This is a genomic window from Mycobacterium sp. Soil_C_30 (genome assembly GCF_057656995.1).
On the sequence record NZ_JBDGJH010000006.1, the window covers coordinates 326,312 to 345,086 of the forward strand.

Annotated in this window: 18 protein-coding genes; 15 read left to right on the forward strand and 3 right to left on the reverse strand. The window is 68.1% G+C overall.

All coding sequences use genetic code 11. From position 1 onward, the window contains the following. The first annotated feature begins 100 nt into the window (after positions 1-100). Positions 101-1,894, forward strand: a complete 1,794-nt coding sequence (locus AC3A6P_RS14465; RefSeq protein WP_487692268.1) for an Ig-like domain-containing protein — start codon at positions 101-103, stop codon at positions 1,892-1,894. 5 nt (positions 1,895-1,899) lie between these two features. On the opposite strand, the gene AC3A6P_RS14470 is transcribed toward AC3A6P_RS14465, so the two are convergent. Then, complete coding sequence (locus AC3A6P_RS14470) at positions 1,900-2,508, reverse strand: AAA family ATPase (RefSeq protein ID WP_487692269.1); 609 nt, start codon at positions 2,506-2,508, stop codon at positions 1,900-1,902. A 111-nt stretch (positions 2,509-2,619) separates the two neighbouring features. On the opposite strand from AC3A6P_RS14470, the gene AC3A6P_RS14475 reads away from it, so the two are divergent. The 12 genes from AC3A6P_RS14475 (at position 2,620) to AC3A6P_RS14530 (ending at position 15,969) form a co-directional block, all read left to right on the forward strand. Beyond that, complete coding sequence (locus AC3A6P_RS14475) at positions 2,620-3,504, forward strand: NAD(P)H-dependent oxidoreductase (protein ID WP_487692270.1); 885 nt, start codon at positions 2,620-2,622, stop codon at positions 3,502-3,504. Next, the gene (locus AC3A6P_RS14480) at positions 3,488-3,952 is read left to right on the forward strand and encodes an RrF2 family transcriptional regulator (RefSeq protein WP_487692271.1); all 465 of its coding nucleotides are present in this window, start codon (positions 3,488-3,490) and stop codon (positions 3,950-3,952) included. Before AC3A6P_RS14475 ends, AC3A6P_RS14480 begins: the two co-directional genes overlap by 17 nt. A gap of 33 nt (positions 3,953-3,985) precedes the next feature. After that, positions 3,986-5,182 carry an acyl-CoA dehydrogenase family protein gene (locus tag AC3A6P_RS14485; RefSeq protein ID WP_487692272.1) on the forward strand — a complete coding sequence of 399 codons (1,197 nt, stop codon included), beginning with the start codon at positions 3,986-3,988 and terminating at the stop codon, positions 5,180-5,182. Further along, positions 5,182-5,892 carry an HpcH/HpaI aldolase/citrate lyase family protein gene (locus AC3A6P_RS14490; RefSeq protein WP_487692273.1) on the forward strand — a complete coding sequence of 237 codons (711 nt, stop codon included), beginning with the start codon at positions 5,182-5,184 and terminating at the stop codon, positions 5,890-5,892. Before AC3A6P_RS14485 ends, AC3A6P_RS14490 begins: the two co-directional genes overlap by 1 nt. Beyond that, the gene (locus AC3A6P_RS14495) at positions 5,889-7,520 is read left to right on the forward strand and encodes an ABC transporter substrate-binding protein (RefSeq protein ID WP_487692274.1); all 1,632 of its coding nucleotides are present in this window, start codon (positions 5,889-5,891) and stop codon (positions 7,518-7,520) included. Before AC3A6P_RS14490 ends, AC3A6P_RS14495 begins: the two co-directional genes overlap by 4 nt. Before the next feature lie 61 nt (positions 7,521-7,581). Then, a complete protein-coding gene (locus tag AC3A6P_RS14500; RefSeq protein ID WP_487692275.1) occupies positions 7,582-9,225 on the forward strand; it encodes an ABC transporter substrate-binding protein in 1,644 nt (547 codons plus the stop codon). Continuing rightward, entirely contained in the window at positions 9,222-10,187 is a 966-nt protein-coding gene (locus AC3A6P_RS14505) for an ABC transporter permease (protein WP_487692276.1), read from the forward strand. Before AC3A6P_RS14500 ends, AC3A6P_RS14505 begins: the two co-directional genes overlap by 4 nt. Beyond that, positions 10,184-11,089 carry an ABC transporter permease gene (locus AC3A6P_RS14510; RefSeq protein WP_487692278.1) on the forward strand — a complete coding sequence of 302 codons (906 nt, stop codon included), beginning with the start codon at positions 10,184-10,186 and terminating at the stop codon, positions 11,087-11,089. The genes AC3A6P_RS14505 and AC3A6P_RS14510 overlap by 4 nt, the downstream gene beginning before the upstream one ends. Then, positions 11,086-12,687, forward strand: a complete 1,602-nt coding sequence (locus AC3A6P_RS14515; protein ID WP_487692279.1) for a dipeptide ABC transporter ATP-binding protein — start codon at positions 11,086-11,088, stop codon at positions 12,685-12,687. Before AC3A6P_RS14510 ends, AC3A6P_RS14515 begins: the two co-directional genes overlap by 4 nt. Continuing rightward, on the forward strand, positions 12,684-13,811 hold the full coding sequence (locus AC3A6P_RS14520) for an acyl-CoA dehydrogenase family protein (protein ID WP_487692280.1): 1,128 nt from the start codon (positions 12,684-12,686) through the stop codon (positions 13,809-13,811). Before AC3A6P_RS14515 ends, AC3A6P_RS14520 begins: the two co-directional genes overlap by 4 nt. A gap of 2 nt (positions 13,812-13,813) precedes the next feature. Then, entirely contained in the window at positions 13,814-14,689 is an 876-nt protein-coding gene (locus AC3A6P_RS14525) for an LLM class flavin-dependent oxidoreductase (RefSeq protein WP_487692282.1), read from the forward strand. Then, positions 14,689-15,969, forward strand: a complete 1,281-nt coding sequence (locus AC3A6P_RS14530) for an LLM class flavin-dependent oxidoreductase (RefSeq protein ID WP_487692283.1) — start codon at positions 14,689-14,691, stop codon at positions 15,967-15,969. The genes AC3A6P_RS14525 and AC3A6P_RS14530 overlap by 1 nt, the downstream gene beginning before the upstream one ends. On the opposite strand, the gene AC3A6P_RS14535 is transcribed toward AC3A6P_RS14530, so the two are convergent. Next, positions 15,966-16,991, reverse strand: coding sequence for a 1-aminocyclopropane-1-carboxylate deaminase (locus AC3A6P_RS14535; protein ID WP_487692284.1), 1,026 nt, complete (start codon positions 16,989-16,991; stop codon positions 15,966-15,968). The two genes, AC3A6P_RS14530 and AC3A6P_RS14535, sit on opposite strands and share 4 nt — an antisense overlap. A gap of 63 nt (positions 16,992-17,054) precedes the next feature. Between AC3A6P_RS14535 and AC3A6P_RS14540 the strand changes: the two genes are divergently transcribed. Beyond that, positions 17,055-17,690 carry a GntR family transcriptional regulator gene (locus AC3A6P_RS14540; RefSeq protein ID WP_487692285.1) on the forward strand — a complete coding sequence of 212 codons (636 nt, stop codon included), beginning with the start codon at positions 17,055-17,057 and terminating at the stop codon, positions 17,688-17,690. 12 nt (positions 17,691-17,702) lie between these two features. Here AC3A6P_RS14540 and AC3A6P_RS14545 read toward each other — a convergent pair whose 3' ends face one another. Then, positions 17,703-18,068 carry a DUF1330 domain-containing protein gene (locus AC3A6P_RS14545; RefSeq protein ID WP_487692286.1) on the reverse strand — a complete coding sequence of 122 codons (366 nt, stop codon included), beginning with the start codon at positions 18,066-18,068 and terminating at the stop codon, positions 17,703-17,705. 75 nt (positions 18,069-18,143) lie between these two features. Here AC3A6P_RS14545 and AC3A6P_RS14550 point away from each other — a divergent pair, with 75 nt between their 5' ends. Beyond that, positions 18,144-18,767 (forward strand): TetR/AcrR family transcriptional regulator, encoded by a 624-nt coding sequence (locus tag AC3A6P_RS14550; RefSeq protein WP_487692287.1) that lies wholly within the window; start codon positions 18,144-18,146, stop codon positions 18,765-18,767. Positions 18,768-18,775 lie beyond the last annotated feature (8 nt).

The following is an 18,775-nucleotide window of genomic DNA, read 5'->3' on the forward strand; positions in this document are numbered from 1 at the left end:
TGCGCCGCGATAAGTTGACCTCTCCTGTGATTGCCGGAGGGGTCAAAAAGTGGCGAATCGGTCAGCTGCGCGCCGGTCTCGACGGTCTAGAGCCTTTGCCGTGCGGCGTTGGCTGCAGCTGGGCGCCGCCTCGGCCGGAATGGGCGCGGCATTGCTGGGCTTGTCCGCGCTGAGCCCCGATCTGGGAGTGGCGACCGCGGAGACCACCGGCCAGTCCACGGTGTCGTCGTCCGCTTCCGACAGCGACGAGTCCGGAACGTCGAATGACACTGGTGCCTCCGAGGCGGCCGGAGACACCGACGCGGCCGACCGGGACGACGAGGACGACGCAGCGGAGGACGACCCTGCCGAGGACAACCCTGACGAGGACGACCCTGACGAGGACGACCCTGACGAGGACGACGCCGAAGATCCTGACGAGGAGGACGCGCAGAACGAGCCCCGCCCTGCCCAGCGCACCGCTCGGGACCGGACCGGACCGGTCGCACCGACGGAGACACCTGACACCACCGACGACGAACCGGCCGCGGTAACCCGCGAGGACGCAGCCGGGCGGGCGGCCGCAGAACCGGTCGCGGCACCGCCGGTGAGCGACCCGGCCGACGCCGATCACCCCGCCGCGCCCGCGCCCAGCCAGCCGTGGGCATTGCAGGCCAGCAGCACCGTCGGTGAACGGCAGCAGCAGGTGGCCGGTCAGATCGCGGCCCTCATGGCGTTGTCACAGTCGTTCATCGCGTCGTTGCCTGTCAGCACGCCCGTCCGGGAGGCACTCACCGGGACCGTGTTCACGCTGCAGCGGGCCTTTCTCAATCAGGCGCCGACGGTCCAGTCCGTCGTCCAGTTCACCGGGCAATCCGGCGAACCGGTGGGCGGCCGGCTCGGTGCGGTGGATCCAGAGGGTGACGGGATGGTCTACCGCGTCGTCCAAGGGCCGAAAGCCGGGACGCTGCAGCTCAATCCGGACGGCAGTTACACCTACACCCCCGGAGCCGACTTCGCCGGGGTGGAGACCTTCGTGATCGCGGCGTATGACCGTGGGCTGCACGTCAATCTGCTCGACCTCTTCCGCAACCCTGGCACGTCGGCCGCGATGCTGGTGAACCAGGGCGCCATCCGATTCGCGTTCGACTACACCACCGGCGCCGAGCACTGGACCGCGGAACGGCGGGCTGCTCTGGAGTCGGTGGCGACCTCCGTCGGTACGTACTTCTTCGTCACGGCCCCGGTCACGCTCACGTACGACGTCACCGGTCTCGACAACCCCGACACCCAGATCCTCGCGACCGCGGGCAGCAATCTCGTCGGAAACGCGGACGAATTCCTCCGGTCCGTCATCCAGGTCAAAGTCGTGACCGGCGTCGACGCCAACGGCGCTGCGGCTGACGGGGTGATCAACTGGAACTTCGCCTACCCGTGGGCGCTCGGCGCGCCGGTGGGGCCGGACAGTCTGGACTTCCGGACGGTGGCGGTACACGAGTTGATGCACTCGTTCGGGTTTCTGTCCCGCATCGATTCGCCCGGGAACAACGACCACCGGTACTGGTCGGTCTTCGATGCCCACGTCGCGGCTCCGGATGGGACGAAGGTCATCTCGAGTGACTTCACCTGGAACAGTGCGTACGACGGAAACATCAACGGCCACAACGGTGGCCTGTACTTCGCCGGGCCCAACGCGGTCGCGGCGTACGGCGGGCTGGTTCCGTTGTTCACATCGGATCCGTGGAGCGCGAGCAGTGTGGTGCATCTGGCCGAATCGGCTTCCGCGCCCGGCCGCGCGATACTGATGCTCCCGTGGTTGGAGTACGGCCCCGGCGTGCGGGTCCTCAGTCCGGTCGAACTGGGCATCCTGAAGGATCTGGGGTACACGGTTCTGCTCCACCCCATGCCGGTGTAAGCACGTCACACCCGGATGTGTCGCGCTGCCACTTCCAGCCGACGGATCTGGGCACGCAGCGGTGACAACCGCGGCGCCACCAAGGTCAGCCCGGCGTCGGCGGCAACGGTTTCCACCACCTCGTCCAGGGTGTGGTCGTCGGTAGGCACGTGCGTGGCATACCGAGGTGACTCCAGTGCGGTGACGCAGCGGTCGATCTGACGCATGGCCCAGGTTTCGTCGCCACCGAAGACCCGGGCGCCGATCGCTTCCAGCCGGGAGCGCAGCCGCTTGTGCAGCGTCGCCGGCGATGCCATCAGGGTGTAGTGCCGCACCTCCCTCTCGGCGCGCAGCGCGCCGATGATCTGGTCGAAGTAGTCGTCGCGCACGATCGTCATCGGCACGATCAGCGGGCCGGCGGCGGCGCGTTCGGCGGTCCGCAGCGTGGCCACCACCGCGGCGCGCCAGCCCGGCAGGTCCTGGAAGTCGGCACGCGCGCAGGCGGGCAGCATCTTGTGCATCGCGAACCCGAGCAGCTCCGGGTCGGCGACGTGACCATCCGGCAGCCGCCGGTGCAGTTCGTGGGCGGTGTGCGTCTTGCCGGCGCCGAATGCGCCGTTGATCCAGATCAACACCGCTACGACGTTACAGAATCACGCTGAGTCGATCTCTTTCCCTACTAATCCGCTAGAGAAAGAATCAGCTGACATCGCAGGGTGAATACAGCTGTGCCAGAGGAGGTTTGAATGGCTCTCATCGTGGTGCTCGCCGGCGCCTCCGGAAAGGCCTCGCGCGCGGTCGCGCTCAGCGCCTACGTGGCCGAGTGCCTGGACGCCTACGGTCACACCACGCTGATCGTCGACCCCGCCCAGATACCCGCCGACGTGCTGGTTTCCGGGGATACGTCGGCTCCCGACGCGCGTCACATCGTCGAGACGGTCGATGTTGCCGATGCCGTCATCCCAGTCACCCCGGTGCGCAACGGTTCGTTCTCCGCGGTGCTCAAGGCGGTCCTGGACTTGTTGCCGCCCGGCGCCTTCGCCGACAAGACGGTCATGCCCGTGGCCACCGGGGGCACCTCGTCACACCTGACCGGCCTGGAGTACTCGCTGCATCCGGTGATCGCCGACCTCGGCGGTCGGCATCTACTACGCGGGGCGTATGTCCTGGACCGCGACCTCGACGTGCACGGCTGCGGAGCGGTGGTGGCGCCGGAATCCGACGAGGTGCTCAGGCTGGCTCTGGCCAACCTGTCGGCTGCACTGGGCTCCACTGTGCGCGCCGACGATCATGACGCGCTGCTGATCTCCCCGGAAGAGGCGCTGGCGCGCCATCGCGACGGTGCGGTGCTGCTCGACGTCCGCAAGAGCGGTGACCGCGAGCGCAGCATCACCGGGGTGGTACACGTCGAGAAGGCTGACGTGCCTGCGCTGTTCGACCCGAGAGCCGCCGGGGCGCTGGGCATCTCGACGGCGCGCTCCATCGTGGTGTTCTGCAACCGCGAGCAGGGGTCGCAGCGGGTGGTGCAGACGTTGCAGGATCTCGGCTACACCGAGGTCCGGCATGTGCGCGGTGCGGCAGCAGGGCTGGAGAATGCTCAGCAGGAATCGGCCCGTGCGCATCTCGGCTAAAACCGATTACGCGCTCAGGGCGCTGGCGCATCTGGCCGCGGACTGGACGGTGTCGCACAGTTCCGAGAGCATCGCCACCGAACAGGACATCCCGGCCAAGTATCTGGAAGCCATCCTCTCGGAGCTCAGCCGTACCAGGTTCATCATCAGCCAACGTGGCCACGGCGGCGGGCACCGCCTGCGGATCGCGCCGGAGCGCATCGCGCTGGCCGATATCGTGCGGGCCCTCAACGGACCATTGCTCACCGTGCGCGGCGAATGCCCAGAAGACCTCGAGTACGAAAGCCGTTCCGAAACGCTGCAATTGGTGTGGGTTGCGGCACGGGTCTCCTTGCGCCGCGTCCTGGAGCGCACCACACTGGCCGATCTGGTCGCGGGCCGACTGCCCGACGAGGTCGCCGAGTTGACCAGCGACCCCGGAGCCTGGGTGTCGCGCACCTACATCTGACCATCCCGACACTGAAGATCAGGAGCACTCCTCGTGACCTCGCTTGCCGCGCCCACCTCGGTGGCCGACCTGCGCGCCGCGGCCCGAACCGTCCTACCGGACATCGCCGCCGAAGCCGCTGACCGTGAACTGGTGCGCCGGATGCCCTACCCGGAGGTGCGGCGTCTTTTCGCCGAGGGTCTCGGAACCTGGCGGGTGCCAACCGGTTTCGGTGGGCCGAACTCGACGGTCGGCGAGCTGGTCAGGTTCGTGATCGACCTGGCCACCGCCGACGCCAACATCGCCCAGGCGGTGCGGTCCCACTTCGCCTTCGTCGAACAGCTGCGCCGGTCCACCAATGCCGAGCAGCAGCAACGGTGGTTCGCCCGCATCCTCGACGGTGACGTGTTCGGGCTGGCCAGCGGTGAGACGGGCGGCGTTCAGGGCCAGATGTCGACACGGGTCCGGCAGACCCCCGACGGGTGGCGGGTCAACGGGGTGAAGTACTACAGCACCGGCACGCTGTTCGCCGACTGGATCAACGTGCGGGTGGTCGACGAGGACGACCAACCGCGCGGTTTCGTCATCCCTGCCGACCGGGACGGTATCGAGCGCATCGATGACTGGGACGGTGTCGGACAACGACTGACCGCCAGCGGCACAACACGTTTCACCGACGTGGTGGTGCATGACGACGAGTTCGTCACCGTCGACCCGCAAGTCGGCGCGCGGCCGCCCATCTCGCCGTTCTTCCAGATCTTCCTGGCGTCCGTGGAGGTCGGTATCGGCCGCAACGCGCTGGCGGACGCGGTGGCATACGCCCGCAACAAAGCCCGGCCCATCAAACACAGCGGCGTCGAGCGCTCGGTCGACGACCCCTATGTCCGGTTGGCGGTCGGCGAGACCGCGGCACGCGTGTATGCCGCGGAGTCGGCGGTCCTGCGCGCCGCCGAGACCATCGATCTCGTCGATGACACCGAAAACGGTTCGCCGGCGGAGCAGGAAGCCCTGTTGGAAGCCAGCGTCACCGTCGCCCGAGCCCAGTTCTTCGCCATCGAGGCCGCACTCAAAGCCGGCGAGCAACTCTTCGACGTCGGTGGCGCCTCCGCCGCGGCCCGCCGCCACAACCTCGACCGGCACTGGCGCAACGCGCGCACCGTGGCCAGCCACAATCCACGGGCCTATAAGGCCAGCGTGGTGGGCGCCTACCTCCTCGACGATATCGAACCTCCTACCTCGGGATTCTTCTGATGACTGCACAATTCGATCCAGCCGCCGTCCGCTCGTACTTCTACGTTCCCGCCGGAGACGAAGACCTGGTGGCCGCCGCGTTCGACAACGACGCCGACGCCGTGGTGTTCTGCCTCGAAGACCTCACCCCGGCCGAGCGCAAGGATGCCGGCCGCAAGCTGGTCGCTGACGTGATAACAACGACACCACCCAAGCCCGTCCTGGTGCGCATCAACGCCGTCGGCACCGGTCACCTGGACGCCGATCTCGATGCCATCGTCGGCCCCGGGTTGTCAGCGATCCGGGTGGCCAAGTCGGTCCGCGCCGACGAAGTGCGCACCGTGGCAAAAGAACTCGACCGACGCCGCGCCGCCGCCGGGATCGTGCACGTGATCGGGCTGCAGGTGATGGTCGAGACCGCCGCCGGGGTGCTGGCCGTCGCCGAGTTGGCGCAAGCCGATCACCTGGTCGGATCGATCGGCCTCGGCGAGGGTGACCTCAAGAAGGATCTGGGCACCGCCACCGACGAGGGCCTGTTCACCTCCCGGGCGCAGGTGGTCCTCGCCGCGCGGGCCGCGGGCCTGCCGGGCCCGGTGCAGGTGACGTTCCCCAAGGGCGGCAACGAGGATGCCCTGCGCGCCTCCACCGAAGTGGGCCGCAGCCTGGGGTACTCCTCGCGCACTCTGCTCAACCCCGCCCACGTGCCCGTCGTCAACGAGATCTACGGATGATGCGTACCCGAGGTGTGGTGGCAGCGATCGCGGTGGCGGTGCTGGCCTCTGGGTGCGTCGGGTCTGCTTCGAATACCGGCCAGCAGAACCAGGATCCGGTGCGCGGCGGAACGCTGCGGTACGCGGTGGCGTCGTACCCGCAATGTATCGATGCAGCCCTGCGTGCCCGACTGTTCAGCGGGCCCGAGCAGTACGTGGAAACGTTGACCGATCAGGACCCCGAGGGGCGGATCGTCCCGCGCCTGGCGAAGTCCTGGGAGATCACCGACGGTGGCCGCACCTTCACGTTCGCGCTGCGCGATGACGTCACCTTCTCCGACGGCACGCCGCTGACGGCCGAGGTGGTGCGCGCCAATCTGGATGCACTGGTGGCTCTTTCGGAGGACGGCCACACCGACACTCCGGTCAACAGCGCGCTGGGCAGCTACCTGGGTTCGGACATCGTCGACGAACACACCGTGCGGGTGCGGTTCGAACTGCCCGAACTCGGCTTCCTGCGCAACGCCAGTGACCCGTACCTGGGCATCTACTCGGCGGCCACCGCCGCCTCGTCCTACGAGGACCGCTGCGACGGAAAGCTGGTCGGCTCAGGGCCGTTCGTCATCAAAGAGGTGGTCCGCAACCAGCGCGTGGTCCTGGAGCGTCGCCCCGACTACAACTGGGCCCCCGAGGACGTCTCCGAGCACCAGGGGCAGGCGTACCTGGACAGCATCGAGTTTCAGGTGGTGCCGGAATCCGGCGTGCGTGTCGGTGGCCTGCAGTCCGGTCAGTTCGACGTCATCGACGAAGTGCCTGCCACCGACCAGGAAGCGCTCAAGGCCGGCGGGGCCGAGGTGGTGTTCGGCACCATCCCGAACCTGAACCCGGGCATCTACCACAACCCGTACAGCCCGCTGGGTGCCGATATCGCTCTGCGACAGGCGATTTCCAAAGCCATCAACCGCGAGGAGATCCGCGACACGCTGTACAGCCCGGATTACCCGGTGCCGACGGGTCTGGTGGCCGCCTCCACGCCGCTGTTCACCGATCAGTCCGGCGAGCTGGCCTACCACCCCGACGAAGCGGAAGCGCTGCTGGAGGCCGACGGCTGGGTGCTGCAGCCCGACGGCGTGCGGGCCCGTGACGGGGTGCGCCTGGAGCCGAAGCTCACCTATGTGGCCGGTAGCAGCCGCGGGGCCGCCCAGCAGGATCTCGAGCTGATCCAACAGCAACTCAAGGGTGTCGGTATCGCCTTGCAGCTGGTTCCCACCACGGCGGCCGAGGAGTCGGCCAACCTCAACAGTGTCGGTAAAAGCGGCGTGGCCGCGCCTCCTTACGACTTCTCCTCCGGCGCGGGCCTGAGCAAGGACATCGATTTCCTGATCGGGCTGTTCCGCTCCACCAACCGGCGCCTCGGCAATTTCCCCGACCCGGAACTCGAAAAGCAGATCGACGCACTCGATTTCGCCGAGAACGACGAGCAGCGGGCCGCGGCGGCGGAGGCGCTGCAGCGGTTCCTCATCGACAGGGCTGACTGGATCCCGGTGCGCGAAGCCACCCGGGTGTTCGCCACCGCCTCGAACGTGCACGGCTACCGCGTCGACCCCTACGGCGAGAGCGTCTTCTACGACACCTGGATCGGCCGATGATGCCGCGATGTCAGCGCTGAACGCGTCCCCTCCCACACCCCCTCGACGAAAAGACACCACCATGAACACATCTCGTACCCTCGGCGCCGTCGCAGTGCTCGGCGCCGCCGCCCTGACCCTGTCCGCGTGCTCCGGTTCAGGCTCAGGAGGCGCATCGGAGCCGGCCGGTGACCCCGTCTCCGGTGGCACCCTGACCTACGCGCTGTCCGAATGGCCCAAATGTGTCGACCCGGCGCTGCGGGCCCGCGGCCTGTCGGCCCCCGAGCAGTTCGCCGACCGGCTCACCGATCAGGACCGCGAGACCGGCGACGTCATTCCGCGGCTGGCGGAAAGCTGGGACATCGCCCCCGGTGCGAAGTCCTTCACGCTGCACCTGCGCCAAGGGGTGACCTTCTCCGACGGCACCCCGCTGACCGCCGATCTGGTCAAGGCCAACCTGGACAACCTCAAGGAGATCACCGAGAGCGGCCAGGCCGAAACCCAGATCATCAGCGCGCTCAACACCTATCAGGGCGCGACGGTGGTGGACCCGCAAACGGTGCGGGTGGACTTCACCGAACCGGAGCTCGGTTTCCTGCGTAACCTGTCCGACCCGTACTTCTCCATCTACGCGCCGAGCACCCTGGAGTCCTCGCTGGAGGACCGCTGCGCCGGCAAGAACCTGGTGGGCAGTGGACCGTTCGTCATCTCCGAGGTGGTCAACCAGCAGCGCATCACACTCGACAAGCGTGACGACTACAACTGGCCCACCGCCGGCGTCACCGACCACGACGGTGCGGCTTATCTCGACCAGATCGTCTTCGAGGTGGTACCCGAGTCCGGCGTCCGCGTCGGCGGCCTGGCCTCCGGGCAGTTCGACATCATCGACGACGTACCGGTGGTCGACCAGGACAGCGTGACCGCCCAGGGCGCGGAGATCCTGACGGGTGTCACCCCCAATCTCGTCCCGGGACTGCGGCAGAATCCGCTGAGCCCGCTCGGCGGTGATCTCGTGGTGCGGCAGGCCATCCAGAAGTCGATCGACCGCACCGAGATCCGCGACACCCTGTTCTCCGACCGGTACAACGTGCCCACCAGCGCCATCGCCGCCAATACTCCGCTGTGGCAGGACAAGTCGGAGTACCTGCAGTATCAGCCCGACGAGGCGCAGAAGTTGCTGGCCGACAACGGCTGGGTCAAGGGCGCCGACGGTGTGTGGGCCAAGGACGGGTTGCGGCTGGCGCCCAAGATCATGATCATCAGCGGCTCCAGCCAGGGCGCCACGCAGCAGGAGCTGGAACTGATCCAGCAGCAGCTCAACAAGGTCGGCATCGCGGCGGAGATCCTGCCGGTCACCCAGGCCGAGTACACCGCGCTGATGAAGAACAAAGCCGACGGGGGTTACGACTTCCTGACCGGGTACGGACCGGCCAAAGACGTCGACTTCCTGGTCGGACTTTTCCTGCCCACCAATCCCGCGCTGGCCGGATCGGATCAAGCGGACCTGACCGCGGCGGCCACCGACCTCAACGTCGCGTCCACCGACGAGGATCGCGCGGCGGCGGCCGGGGCACTGCAGGAGAAGCTGGTGCGTGACGGCTACTGGATCCCGGTGCGCGAGCAGACCAAGGCAGTGGGCGTGGCACCGAATGTGCACGGCGTCGCCATCGATCCCTACGGGGCGACCGTCCTCTACGACACCTGGCGAACGGACGACGGCTCATGAGTCGCTACCTGCTGCGCAGGGCCGCCCAGGGAGTGTTCGTGCTGTGGGCGGCGTTCACGCTGACCTTCGTCATCCTGTACCTGCTGCCCAGTGACCCCGTCGAGATCATGCTCAGCGCCGGCGGTGACCAGGTGGCCGTCGATCCCGCTGTGGTGGAAGCGCTTCGGGCCGAACACCACATGGATCAGCCGGTGCACCTGCAGTATCTGCACACCCTGGCCGACGCGCTGCGCGGTGACTTCGGGACGTCGGTGCCCACCAACGAGAAGGTCACCACCTTGATCGCCGAGGCGCTGCCGCAGACGCTGCAGCTGGCGGCGCTGGCGTTCGTGCTGTCGGTGCTCGCCGGCGGGACGCTGGCCCTGTTGGCGACGTTCACCCAGATCCGCCCGGTGCGGCAGTTCCTGCTGTCGCTTCCGCCGGTGGGCGTCTCGGTACCGACGTTCTGGATCGGTTTGCTTCTGCTGCAAGTCTTCTCGTTCGGCACGGGTTGGTTCCCCGCCACCGGCAACAAGGGGTTCGCGTCGCTGGTGCTGCCCGCGGTCACCCTTGCGGTACCCACCGCGGCGGTCTTCGCCCAGTTGCTCGCCAAGACACTGACGGCCACCTGGGCGCAGCCCTACATCGACACGGCCATCGCGAAGGGTGTGCCGCGCTGGCAGATCCAGCTGCGCCACGCGTTGCGCAACGCGGCCATCCCGGTGCTGACCATCGTCGGCATCACGGTGGGCAACCTGTTGGCCGGCGCGGTGGTGGTCGAGACGGTGTTCAGTCGCCACGGCATCGGCCGCCTGACGGAGCAGGCCGTGGCAGCGCAGGACATCCCCATGCTGCTGGGCCTGGTGGTACTGGCGGCCGCGATCTTCGTGGTGGTCAACCTCCTGGTCGACGTCATCTACCCGCTGCTGGACCCGCGGATCGCCCGCGTGCGGCCCGTCACGGTCGGCGGTGAGAGCTCATGACGCTGCTCGATGTCACCATCGGCGCCGACGAGCTGGTGGACGCCGACTCCCGTGTCCGGGTGCGTACCCGCGGGGAGAAGTGGCGCCGGCCCGTCGTCACGCTGCTGCGCCGTCCCGGCCTGTTGTTGTCGGTGCTGTTCCTGCTCCTGGTGGTGGGCTGGGCGCTGTTTCCGGAACTGTTCGCCGGCCGTGACCCGCTGACCGGGGTTCCCAAGGACAAACTGCACGCCCCGGGCGCCGAATACCTGTTCGGCACCGACCATCTGGGCCGTGACGTGTTCTCCCGCGTGGTGCACGGCACGGCCCTGTCCCTGCAGGCCACCGCGATCGCGGTGGCCGTCGGTCTGGTGGCCGGTTCGGCCATCGGCGTGTCGTCCGGTTTCGCCGGTGGACGTGTCGACGACGTCATCATGCGGTTGGTCGATGTGCTGCTGTCGATCCCCGGGCTGCTGCTGTCGCTGGCCGTGGTTACCGCACTGGGTTTCGGCACCGTCAACGTTGCCATCGCGGTGGGGGTGGCGTCGGTGGCCAGCTTCGCACGGTTGATGCGTTCGGATGTGTTGCGCACCAGGACCCAGACCTTCATCGAGGCGGCCTCGGTGTGCGGTGTCCGCAAGTGGACGATCCTGTGGCGACACGTGTTGCCGCACTCCCTCGGATCGGTGCTGGTGTTGGCGGCACTGGAATTCGGGGCGGCCATCCTGGCGGTGTCGTCGCTGAGCTTCCTCGGATTCGGTGCTCCGCCACCGGCTCCGGAATGGGGCTCACTGGTGGCCGAAGGCCGCAACTACCTGGTGACCGCATGGTGGCTGACCACCCTGCCCGGCCTGGTGATCGCACTGGCGGTGCTCTCGGCCAACCGGATCAGCCGCGCCCTGGACAGTGACGGCCTGGTGCGATGAGCCTCCTGCAACTCAAGGGCCTGCACGTCGGCTACCACGGGCACGGCGTCGAAGTGGACGCGGTGCGCGGCGTCGACCTCGACATCGCCCCCGGTGAAGTGGTCGCACTCGTCGGCGAATCGGGATCCGGGAAATCGACTACCGCGCATTCGATCATCGGCCTGCTACCGGCAACCGGCAGGGTGACCGCAGGCTCCATCGGATTCGACGGCCGCGACATCACCCGGCTGCGGGGACGCGCATTGCGCACCATCCGTGGCGCCGAGATCGGCTTCATTCCCCAGGATCCGAACCTGGCCCTCAACCCGGTCAAGCGGGTCGGCGAGCAGGTCGCCGAAGCACTGCGGGTGCACGGTCTGGCCGGGCGCACCGAAGCCGCTGAGCTGGCCATCGAGATCCTGGACCGGGCCGGGCTCACCCACCCGAAAGCCCGTGCGCGCCAGTATCCGCACGAGCTGTCCGGTGGTATGAAGCAGCGGGTGCTGATCGGCATCGCGCTGGCGTGCCGGCCCAAACTCGTCATCGCCGACGAACCCACCAGCGCCTTGGACGTCACCGTGCAGAAACGGGTGCTCGACCACCTGGCGCAGCTCACCGCCGAGGACAACACGGCGGTGCTGTTGATCACCCATGACCTCGGCGTGGCCGCGGACCGGGCCAACCGGGTGGTGGTGATGCGCCACGGCGCCGTCGTCGAATCCGCACCCACCGCGCAACTGCTGAGCGCGCCCACCGAGGCGTACACCAAGAAACTGCTGGCCGCCGCGCCCAGCCTGACCGGGGCGTCGTTGGTCGGTGGCCGCCCGGCCCAGACCACGAGCCTGCTGCATCTGGAGAACATCACCAAGCGGTTCCCGCTACCGGGCAGCAAAGAGGCCGTCACCGCCGTCGACGATGTCTCCATCACCGTGCACCGTGGACGCACGTTCAGCCTTATCGGCGAATCCGGTTCGGGGAAGTCGACTCTGGCGCGCATCGCCATGCGCCTGGAAGAGCCGACCGCCGGCCGGGTGTGGTTCGATGGCGCCGACATCACCACCACCGAGGGCAGTGCGTTGCGGGAGTTGCGCCGCCTGGTGCAGCTGGTGTACCAGAACCCGTACTCGTCACTGGATCCACGGCTGCGTATCGATGAGGTGATCGCAGAACCGTTGCGGGCGTTCAAGATCGGTGACCGGGCAGCCCAGGCCAAACGCGCCGCTGAACTGCTGGACCAGGTGGCGCTGCCGGCCGGCACCGCAGAGCGCAGGGCGGCCGAGCTGTCGGGTGGTCAACGGCAACGGGTGGCGATCGCGCGGGCGTTGGCGCTGCGGCCGGAGCTGCTGGTGCTCGACGAGCCGGTGTCGGCGTTGGATGTGTCGGTGCAGGACCAGATCCTGCGGCTGCTGGTGCAGCTGCAGCAGGAGCTCGACCTGGGCTATCTGTTCATCTCGCACGATTTTGCCGTGGTGCAACAGATCTCCGACGAGATCGGGGTGCTGCGCCGCGGTGAACTGGTGGAGCAGGGACCCACCGCGCAGATCTTCGGGGCACCGGCCCATGAGTACACGCGCGAACTGATCACCGCGGTGCCCGGTACCACGGTGGCCCCACGATGACGACGCTGACCGCCCGCCAGGTCCGTGATGCGATCGCGGCCCGCGCCGCCGCGGATTGGGACTCCGGTTTCCAGCCGGAGAACTTCACCGATCTGCGCTCCAGTGACTTGCCCGAGCTGACGGTGCCCACCCGGTTCGGGGGGCCGGGTGGGGACATCGCGGCGGCCTCGGCCGCGGTGCGGGAGGTCGCGGCGGGGGACGCGGCCACCGGCCTGGTGCTGGCCATGCACTACATCCACACCATGCGGCTGTTCTCGGTCAACGGATCCGACGCGGTGGCCAAGCTCGCCGCCCGCATCCTCGCCGCCCGGGAACTCGTGGCATTGGCCGCCAGCGAGCAACTCAGCGGGGCACCCAGCCGGGGCGCGCCCATCAAGACGGTGGCCTCCCGTGACGCCGACGGGGGCTGGCGGCTCGACGGTGCGAAGACCTACGCCACGGGTGCGCGCGCTGCGGGAACCATCGTGATCGTCGCCCGGTCGAACGAATGGGAAGGCAAGGGCCACTTCCTTGTTCCGCAACCGGCGGACGGTCTCACGGTGGTGGAGACCTGGGCGGCGGCCGGTCTGCGCGGCTCCGACAGCCAGGATCTGCGGCTCGACGGTGTACGTGTCGAGGCTGATGCGTTGGTGGAGAGCATCGGCGCCGACGGGCGCACCGTGGACTCTACGCAGCCGATCTGGTGGCCGCTGATGCTGGCTTCGGTACACCTGGGTGTCGCCGAGGCCGCCCGTGCCGAAGCGCTGCACTTCAGTGCCGGACCGCGCACCGACGGAGCGCCTGGTGCGCTCAAGGACACCACCCGGATCAGGGACCGCGCCGCCCAGGCGGAACTCGAACTCCTGAGTGCGCGAGCACTTCTCGATGACGCCGTGCGTCGTGTGCAGGCGGGGGAGATCACACCGGCGCACGCCGCTGCCACCAAGGTGCTGGTGCATCGCCACGCCAGCGCCGTCGTCGATCACTGCGGCCAACTGATCGGCGCCGCGTCGATGCGGCTCAGTTCGCCGCTGCAGCGCTACTACCGCGACTTGCGGGTGGCGCTGCACAATCCACCCGCCGAGGACACCGTGCTGGCCTGGCTTGCCGCCGATGTCCTGGGCCCGATCGAGAACCACGAGTAGCCATGCCATTACACCTGCTGTTGCAGCCTGAGCCCGAGCCCGGCGACCGAGATCTGTCGTGGCTTCATCGCGCGGTGCACGCCGCCGAGGACGGCATCTTCGATGCGGTGCTGGCACCACTGCCCAGCGCGGCGGTTCCCGCTGAACCGTCCACGCTGCTGGCGAACCTGGTGGCGCGTACCACCGACATCGGACTGGTAGCCCCGGTCTCGGCGCAGTACGTCGCCCCCTACAACCAGGCCCGCATGCTCAACACGCTGGACAACCTCTCGGTGGGGCGGGCCGGGTGGCGGCTGGTCACGCCCGCCGAGGATTCACCGGCCGCACTTCACCCGCCGACAAGCGCTGAGGCACAACGTGAATCACGTGCCGCGGAGTTCATCGCGGTGCTGCACGAACTCTGGGAGAGCTGGGCCCCCGACGCCGTGGTGGCCGATACCGAATCCGGGGTGTACGTCGACTTCGACCGGCTGCATCCGATCAACCATGCCGGTGCGTTCTTCCGGGTGGCCGGGCCGCTGAACCTGCCCCGCAGCCCGCAACTGCATCCGCCGCTGTTCGTCAGCGTCGACTCGCCGGCCTCGGCGGAGCTCGCCCGAGCCCGCGCCGACGTCGCGATCATCGGGGCCGGCGCCGACCGCGACACCGTGGCCGGTGTGCCCGTCGTGCTGCGTGATCTGGCGCCGGGAATCATCGATGTCTCGGCCGGTGAGGCGGCTGACGGCGTGGTGCTGCACCTGACCGCCTCCGAGACCGAGCGGTTCGTCGCCGACGTGCTGCCGCGGCTGCGCGAGCGTGGAGGGGTCCGCGACCGGTACGAAACATCCACCCTGCGCGGTCATCTCGGGTTGGCCGCCGTCGTTGCTGGAGCGCTGTGATGAGCCCCCGTATGCATCTGAACCTCAATCTGCGCGGAATCGGCTTCCACCGCGCGGCGTGGCGGCACTCCACCGCCCAGCCCACCGAGGTCTCCCTTCTGCCGTACTACACGCGGATCGTGCAGGCCGCCGAGAAGGCCAAGCTGGACGCGGTGTTCCTCGCCGACAGCCCCAAGGTGTACAGCGACCGCGAGCCACTGGCGATGAGCAACGAACCGCTGACGCTGTTGGCCGCGCTCGCCGCGCAGACCAGCCACATCGGACTGATCGGCACCGTCTCCACCACCTACAACGACCCCTATGAGGTCGCACTGCGATTCGCGTCGCTGGACCACCTCTCCGGCGGCCGGGCCGGCATGAACTTCGTGACGTCCTCCGGTGACCCGATGGCCCGCAACTTCGGCTACGACAGCCATCCCGATTTCGAGTTGCGCTACGAACGGGCCTCGGAGTTCGTCGACGTCGTGCTCGCACTGTGGTCCGGCGAGCACGTCGTCCACCACGGCAGGTTCTTCGACATCGACGGCCGGCTCCCGATTCGGCCGTCGCCGCAGGGCTTTCCGGTGCTGGTCCAGGCCGGCGCCTCCGACCGGGGCCGCGATATGGCGGCGCTGCGGGCCGAGGCGGTGTACACGGGTTCGTCCACGATTCCGAACGGCCGGGAGTTCTATGACGATGTGAAGGCCCGCCTGGCGAAATTCGGCCGCTCACCGCACTCGGCGAAGATCCTGCCCGGTGTGGTGCCCTATATCGGGTCCACAGAGGCCGAAGGCAAAGCACTGGAAGCCGAGCTCGAGGAGCTGGCCACCAAGAACGTCGACGTCGTCGGCCAGCTCGGCGACGAGCTCGGAGTCGACTTCACCGTCTACGATCTCGACGGTCCGTTCCCGATGGAGGCGTTCCCGGCGCCCACCGAGTTCAAGGGCGGGCAGAGCCGGCTGAACCGGCTGCGCACCTGGGTGCAGCAGGAGAACCTGACCATCCGCGAACTGGCGACCAAGGTGGAGAAGGGCCTCAACAACGTGCACTGGACCACCGCCGGATCCGCCGAACAGATCGCCGACGAGTTGGAGAGCTGGTTCCGCGCCGGCGCGGCCGACGGCTTCAACATCCTGGTGCCGTTACATCCCAAGGGCACCTTGGATTTCACCGAGCAGGTGGTGCCGATCCTGCAGCAGCGCGGGCTGTTCCGCACCGAGTACGACGGCACCACCTTGAGTCACCACTTCGGCCTCGTCCCCGAACTGCGTCCGAGCGCGCAGCCGGTTTCGGCCCCCTAGGCGAACACCCCGGAGTACGCGTTGAGCGCCGGCTGGCCGCCGAGATGGGCGTAGAGGACGGTGGAGTCCTTGCCGATGGTGCCGTCGGTGACCAGATCGATCAGCCCGGCCATCGACTTGCCTTCGTACACCGGGTCGATGATCATGCCTTCGAGCCGGCCGGTCAGCTTGATCGCCTCGACGGTGGACTGCACCGGGATGCCGTAGAGGTCGCCGGCCCAGCCCTCCAGCACGGTGATCTCCTCGTCACGCAGGTCGCGGTCCAGCCCGATGAGCGAGGCGGTGTGCCGGGCGATCCGGGCCACCTGCGCGCGGGTCTTCTCCAGCGTTGCCGAGGCGTCGATACCGAGCACCCGCCGCGGCCGGTCCTGCCCGGCGAAACCGGCGATCATGCCCGCGTGCGTAGAGCCGGTCACGGTGCACACGATGATGGTGTCGAAGAAGAGTCCCAGCTCGGCTTCCTGCTGCTGCACCTCGTAGGCCCAGTTCGCGAAACCGAGGCCGCCGAGGTGGTGTTCGGAGGCGCCGGCCGGGATCGGGTACGGCTTGCCACCGGCCTCTTCGACTTCCCGGATGGCCGCTTCCCAAGACGAGCGGATGCCGATGTCGAAGCCGGCCGCATCCAGTCGCACGTCGGCGCCCATGATCCGCGACAGCAGGATGTTCCCGACCTTCTCATCCAACGCGGCGGCGTTTCCGGGCATGTCGGGCCAGTCCACCCACTTCTCCTGCACCAGCCGGGTCTTCAACCCCAGTTTGGCGGCGACCGCCGCGACCTGGCGGGTGTGGTTGCTCTGATAGCCACCGATGGAGACCAGCGTGTCCGCGCCGGAGGCCAGGATGTCCGGAACGATGTACTCCAGTTTGCGGGTCTTGTTGCCACCGAACGCCAGCCCGGAGTTGCAGTCTTCGCGTTTGGCCCAGATGCGGGCACCGCCCAGGTGATCGCTGAGGCGCTCCAGTGGATGGACCGGGCTCGGGCCGAACGTGAGCGGGTAGCGCGGGAAGTCTTCGATAGCCACGGAATGCAATATATCGCAGTAGCTGAGTTGACAACACCGCAGGCAGCGGGTTCACCATGTTGCATGCCGGTGCCCCAGACAGCAGCCCCCAAACGCCAGCTCCTGCGCGACGACGCCTTCACCGCCATCCGGGCGGCCATCGTGGACGGAACACTGCAGCCGGAGGAGAGGCTCGTCGATTCCGAGCTCAGTGCCTGGCTCGGGGTGAGTCGGACGCCGATCCGCGAGGCGCTGGCCCGGCTCGAGGCCGCCGGTCTGGTGCAGACCCGGCCCGGGCGGTTCACCATGGTCAGTCCGCTGGATGTGCGGAGCATGAAAGAGGCCCAGGCGGTGGCCGCGGCCATGCATGAACTGGCGGTCCGCGAAGCCGTGCCGGCCATGTCGGCCGAGCACATCGCCGCCATGCGACTGGCCAACGAACGGTTCGCGCTGGCGCTGCGTGCCGAGGACGTCGACGGGGCCATCGCCGCCGACGACGTGTTCCACGGCGTGGCCATTGATCTCTATGCCAACTCCGCTGTGCGGGCGGTGCTCGATCAGTACACCCCGCTGCTGCGTCGGATGGAGCGGGTGCGATTCTCGTCGCTGGTCGGCCGGGCGTCCGTGGACCAGCATGCGCGCATCGCCGATCTGGCCGAGCAGGGCGATGCCGAGGGTGCCGCGCGGGAGGCGCGGTTGAATTGGCTCACCCTGCAATGAGATTCAACTCGGTCACAGCGCGGGTCGGGTCGGCTGCAGAACGGTGGCGGCCACGGCTTCGGCACGCAGGTGCTCGAAGCGCTGATAGTCGGGATCGTTGACCATCTCGACGAAGTGCTTCCGGCTCGGGTAGCTCACCAGGGCCACCATGTCCCAGTCGGGCCCGTCCACGGTGGCCAGCGGGACACCGCCGGCGCCGGCGTAGACGATGGTGACGCCGTATCGCTCACTGACGCCGGTGCTGTTGAACTGTTCGATGTACTGCATGTAGGTCTCGGCGCCACCGGGGACGAAGCGCAGGAGATTGAGCATCACCACTGGGCCGTCGGGATCCTCGTCGACGAAGCGCTGCAGCAGTGTTGGTTCCAGGGATGTCATGTTCTTCCTCACTCACTTACTTGCTGTATGACACGCAACTGTAGCAGGCGGGCTCCGGCACCGGGAGGTGGAAATATGTCCGCCATGGAAAGTCAGGGCCGGCGCACCCAGGCGCAACGCCGCGCCACCACCCGGCAGCGGGTGCTCGACGCCGCGACGGCTCTGGTCGCGGCGCAGGGAACGCGCGCGGTGTCGCTGGCGGCCGTAGGCGAGGCAGCCGGGTACAGCCGCGGCATCGTCAACCACCACTTCGGCACGAAAGTCGGTCTGCTGGAAGCGCTCATCGAACACGTGGCCCAGTTCGACGCGCCCAGCGACGCCCCCACCGGGCTGGAGCGGTTACTGCAGTTCGTTCGGGCGTACCTGGGCGGAATGCGGGAGCGAACACCCCGCTCGGAGGCGTTCTTACAGCTCTGGGCCGAATCTGCCGGGACCGAGCCGTCGTTGGCGCCGCTGTTCGCCGAACGTGACGCGTGGTTTCAGGGTGTACTGGCCCAGCACATCCGCGACGGCGTGGCAGACGGGTCCATCCGCGGCGACGTGCACCCGGACAACGCGGCGCTGGCGATCATCGGCCAGTTGCGGGGAACCGCGATGCTGGCGTTCTCGTCTGCCCGGCACGTTGCGGCCGCCGACCTGACCGCCGAGGTGGTCCGGTTCGTCGAGCGCGGCCTCGGCGACCGACCTAGGCCTGTGTAGCTCGGCCC

Excerpts from the sequence above, each read along its gene's own strand:
- AC3A6P_RS14475 (WP_487692270.1), top strand. The coding sequence starts at position 2,620 with ATGGCTCTCATCGTGGTGCTCGCCGGCGCCTCCGGAAAGGCCTCGCGC.
- AC3A6P_RS14490 (WP_487692273.1), top strand. The coding sequence starts at position 5,182 with ATGACTGCACAATTCGATCCAGCCGCCGTCCGCTCGTACTTCTACGTT.
- AC3A6P_RS14495 (WP_487692274.1), top strand. The coding sequence starts at position 5,889 with ATGATGCGTACCCGAGGTGTGGTGGCAGCGATCGCGGTGGCGGTGCTG.
- AC3A6P_RS14500 (WP_487692275.1), top strand. The coding sequence starts at position 7,582 with ATGAACACATCTCGTACCCTCGGCGCCGTCGCAGTGCTCGGCGCCGCC.
- AC3A6P_RS14505 (WP_487692276.1), top strand. The coding sequence starts at position 9,222 with ATGAGTCGCTACCTGCTGCGCAGGGCCGCCCAGGGAGTGTTCGTGCTG.
- AC3A6P_RS14510 (WP_487692278.1), top strand. The coding sequence starts at position 10,184 with ATGACGCTGCTCGATGTCACCATCGGCGCCGACGAGCTGGTGGACGCC.
- AC3A6P_RS14515 (WP_487692279.1), top strand. The coding sequence starts at position 11,086 with ATGAGCCTCCTGCAACTCAAGGGCCTGCACGTCGGCTACCACGGGCAC.
- AC3A6P_RS14520 (WP_487692280.1), top strand. The coding sequence starts at position 12,684 with ATGACGACGCTGACCGCCCGCCAGGTCCGTGATGCGATCGCGGCCCGC.
- AC3A6P_RS14525 (WP_487692282.1), top strand. The coding sequence starts at position 13,814 with ATGCCATTACACCTGCTGTTGCAGCCTGAGCCCGAGCCCGGCGACCGA.
- AC3A6P_RS14530 (WP_487692283.1), top strand. The coding sequence starts at position 14,689 with ATGAGCCCCCGTATGCATCTGAACCTCAATCTGCGCGGAATCGGCTTC.
- AC3A6P_RS14540 (WP_487692285.1), top strand. The coding sequence starts at position 17,055 with ATGCCGGTGCCCCAGACAGCAGCCCCCAAACGCCAGCTCCTGCGCGAC.
- AC3A6P_RS14545 (WP_487692286.1), bottom strand. The coding sequence starts at position 18,068 with ATGACATCCCTGGAACCAACACTGCTGCAGCGCTTCGTCGACGAGGAT.
- AC3A6P_RS14550 (WP_487692287.1), top strand. The coding sequence starts at position 18,144 with ATGTCCGCCATGGAAAGTCAGGGCCGGCGCACCCAGGCGCAACGCCGC.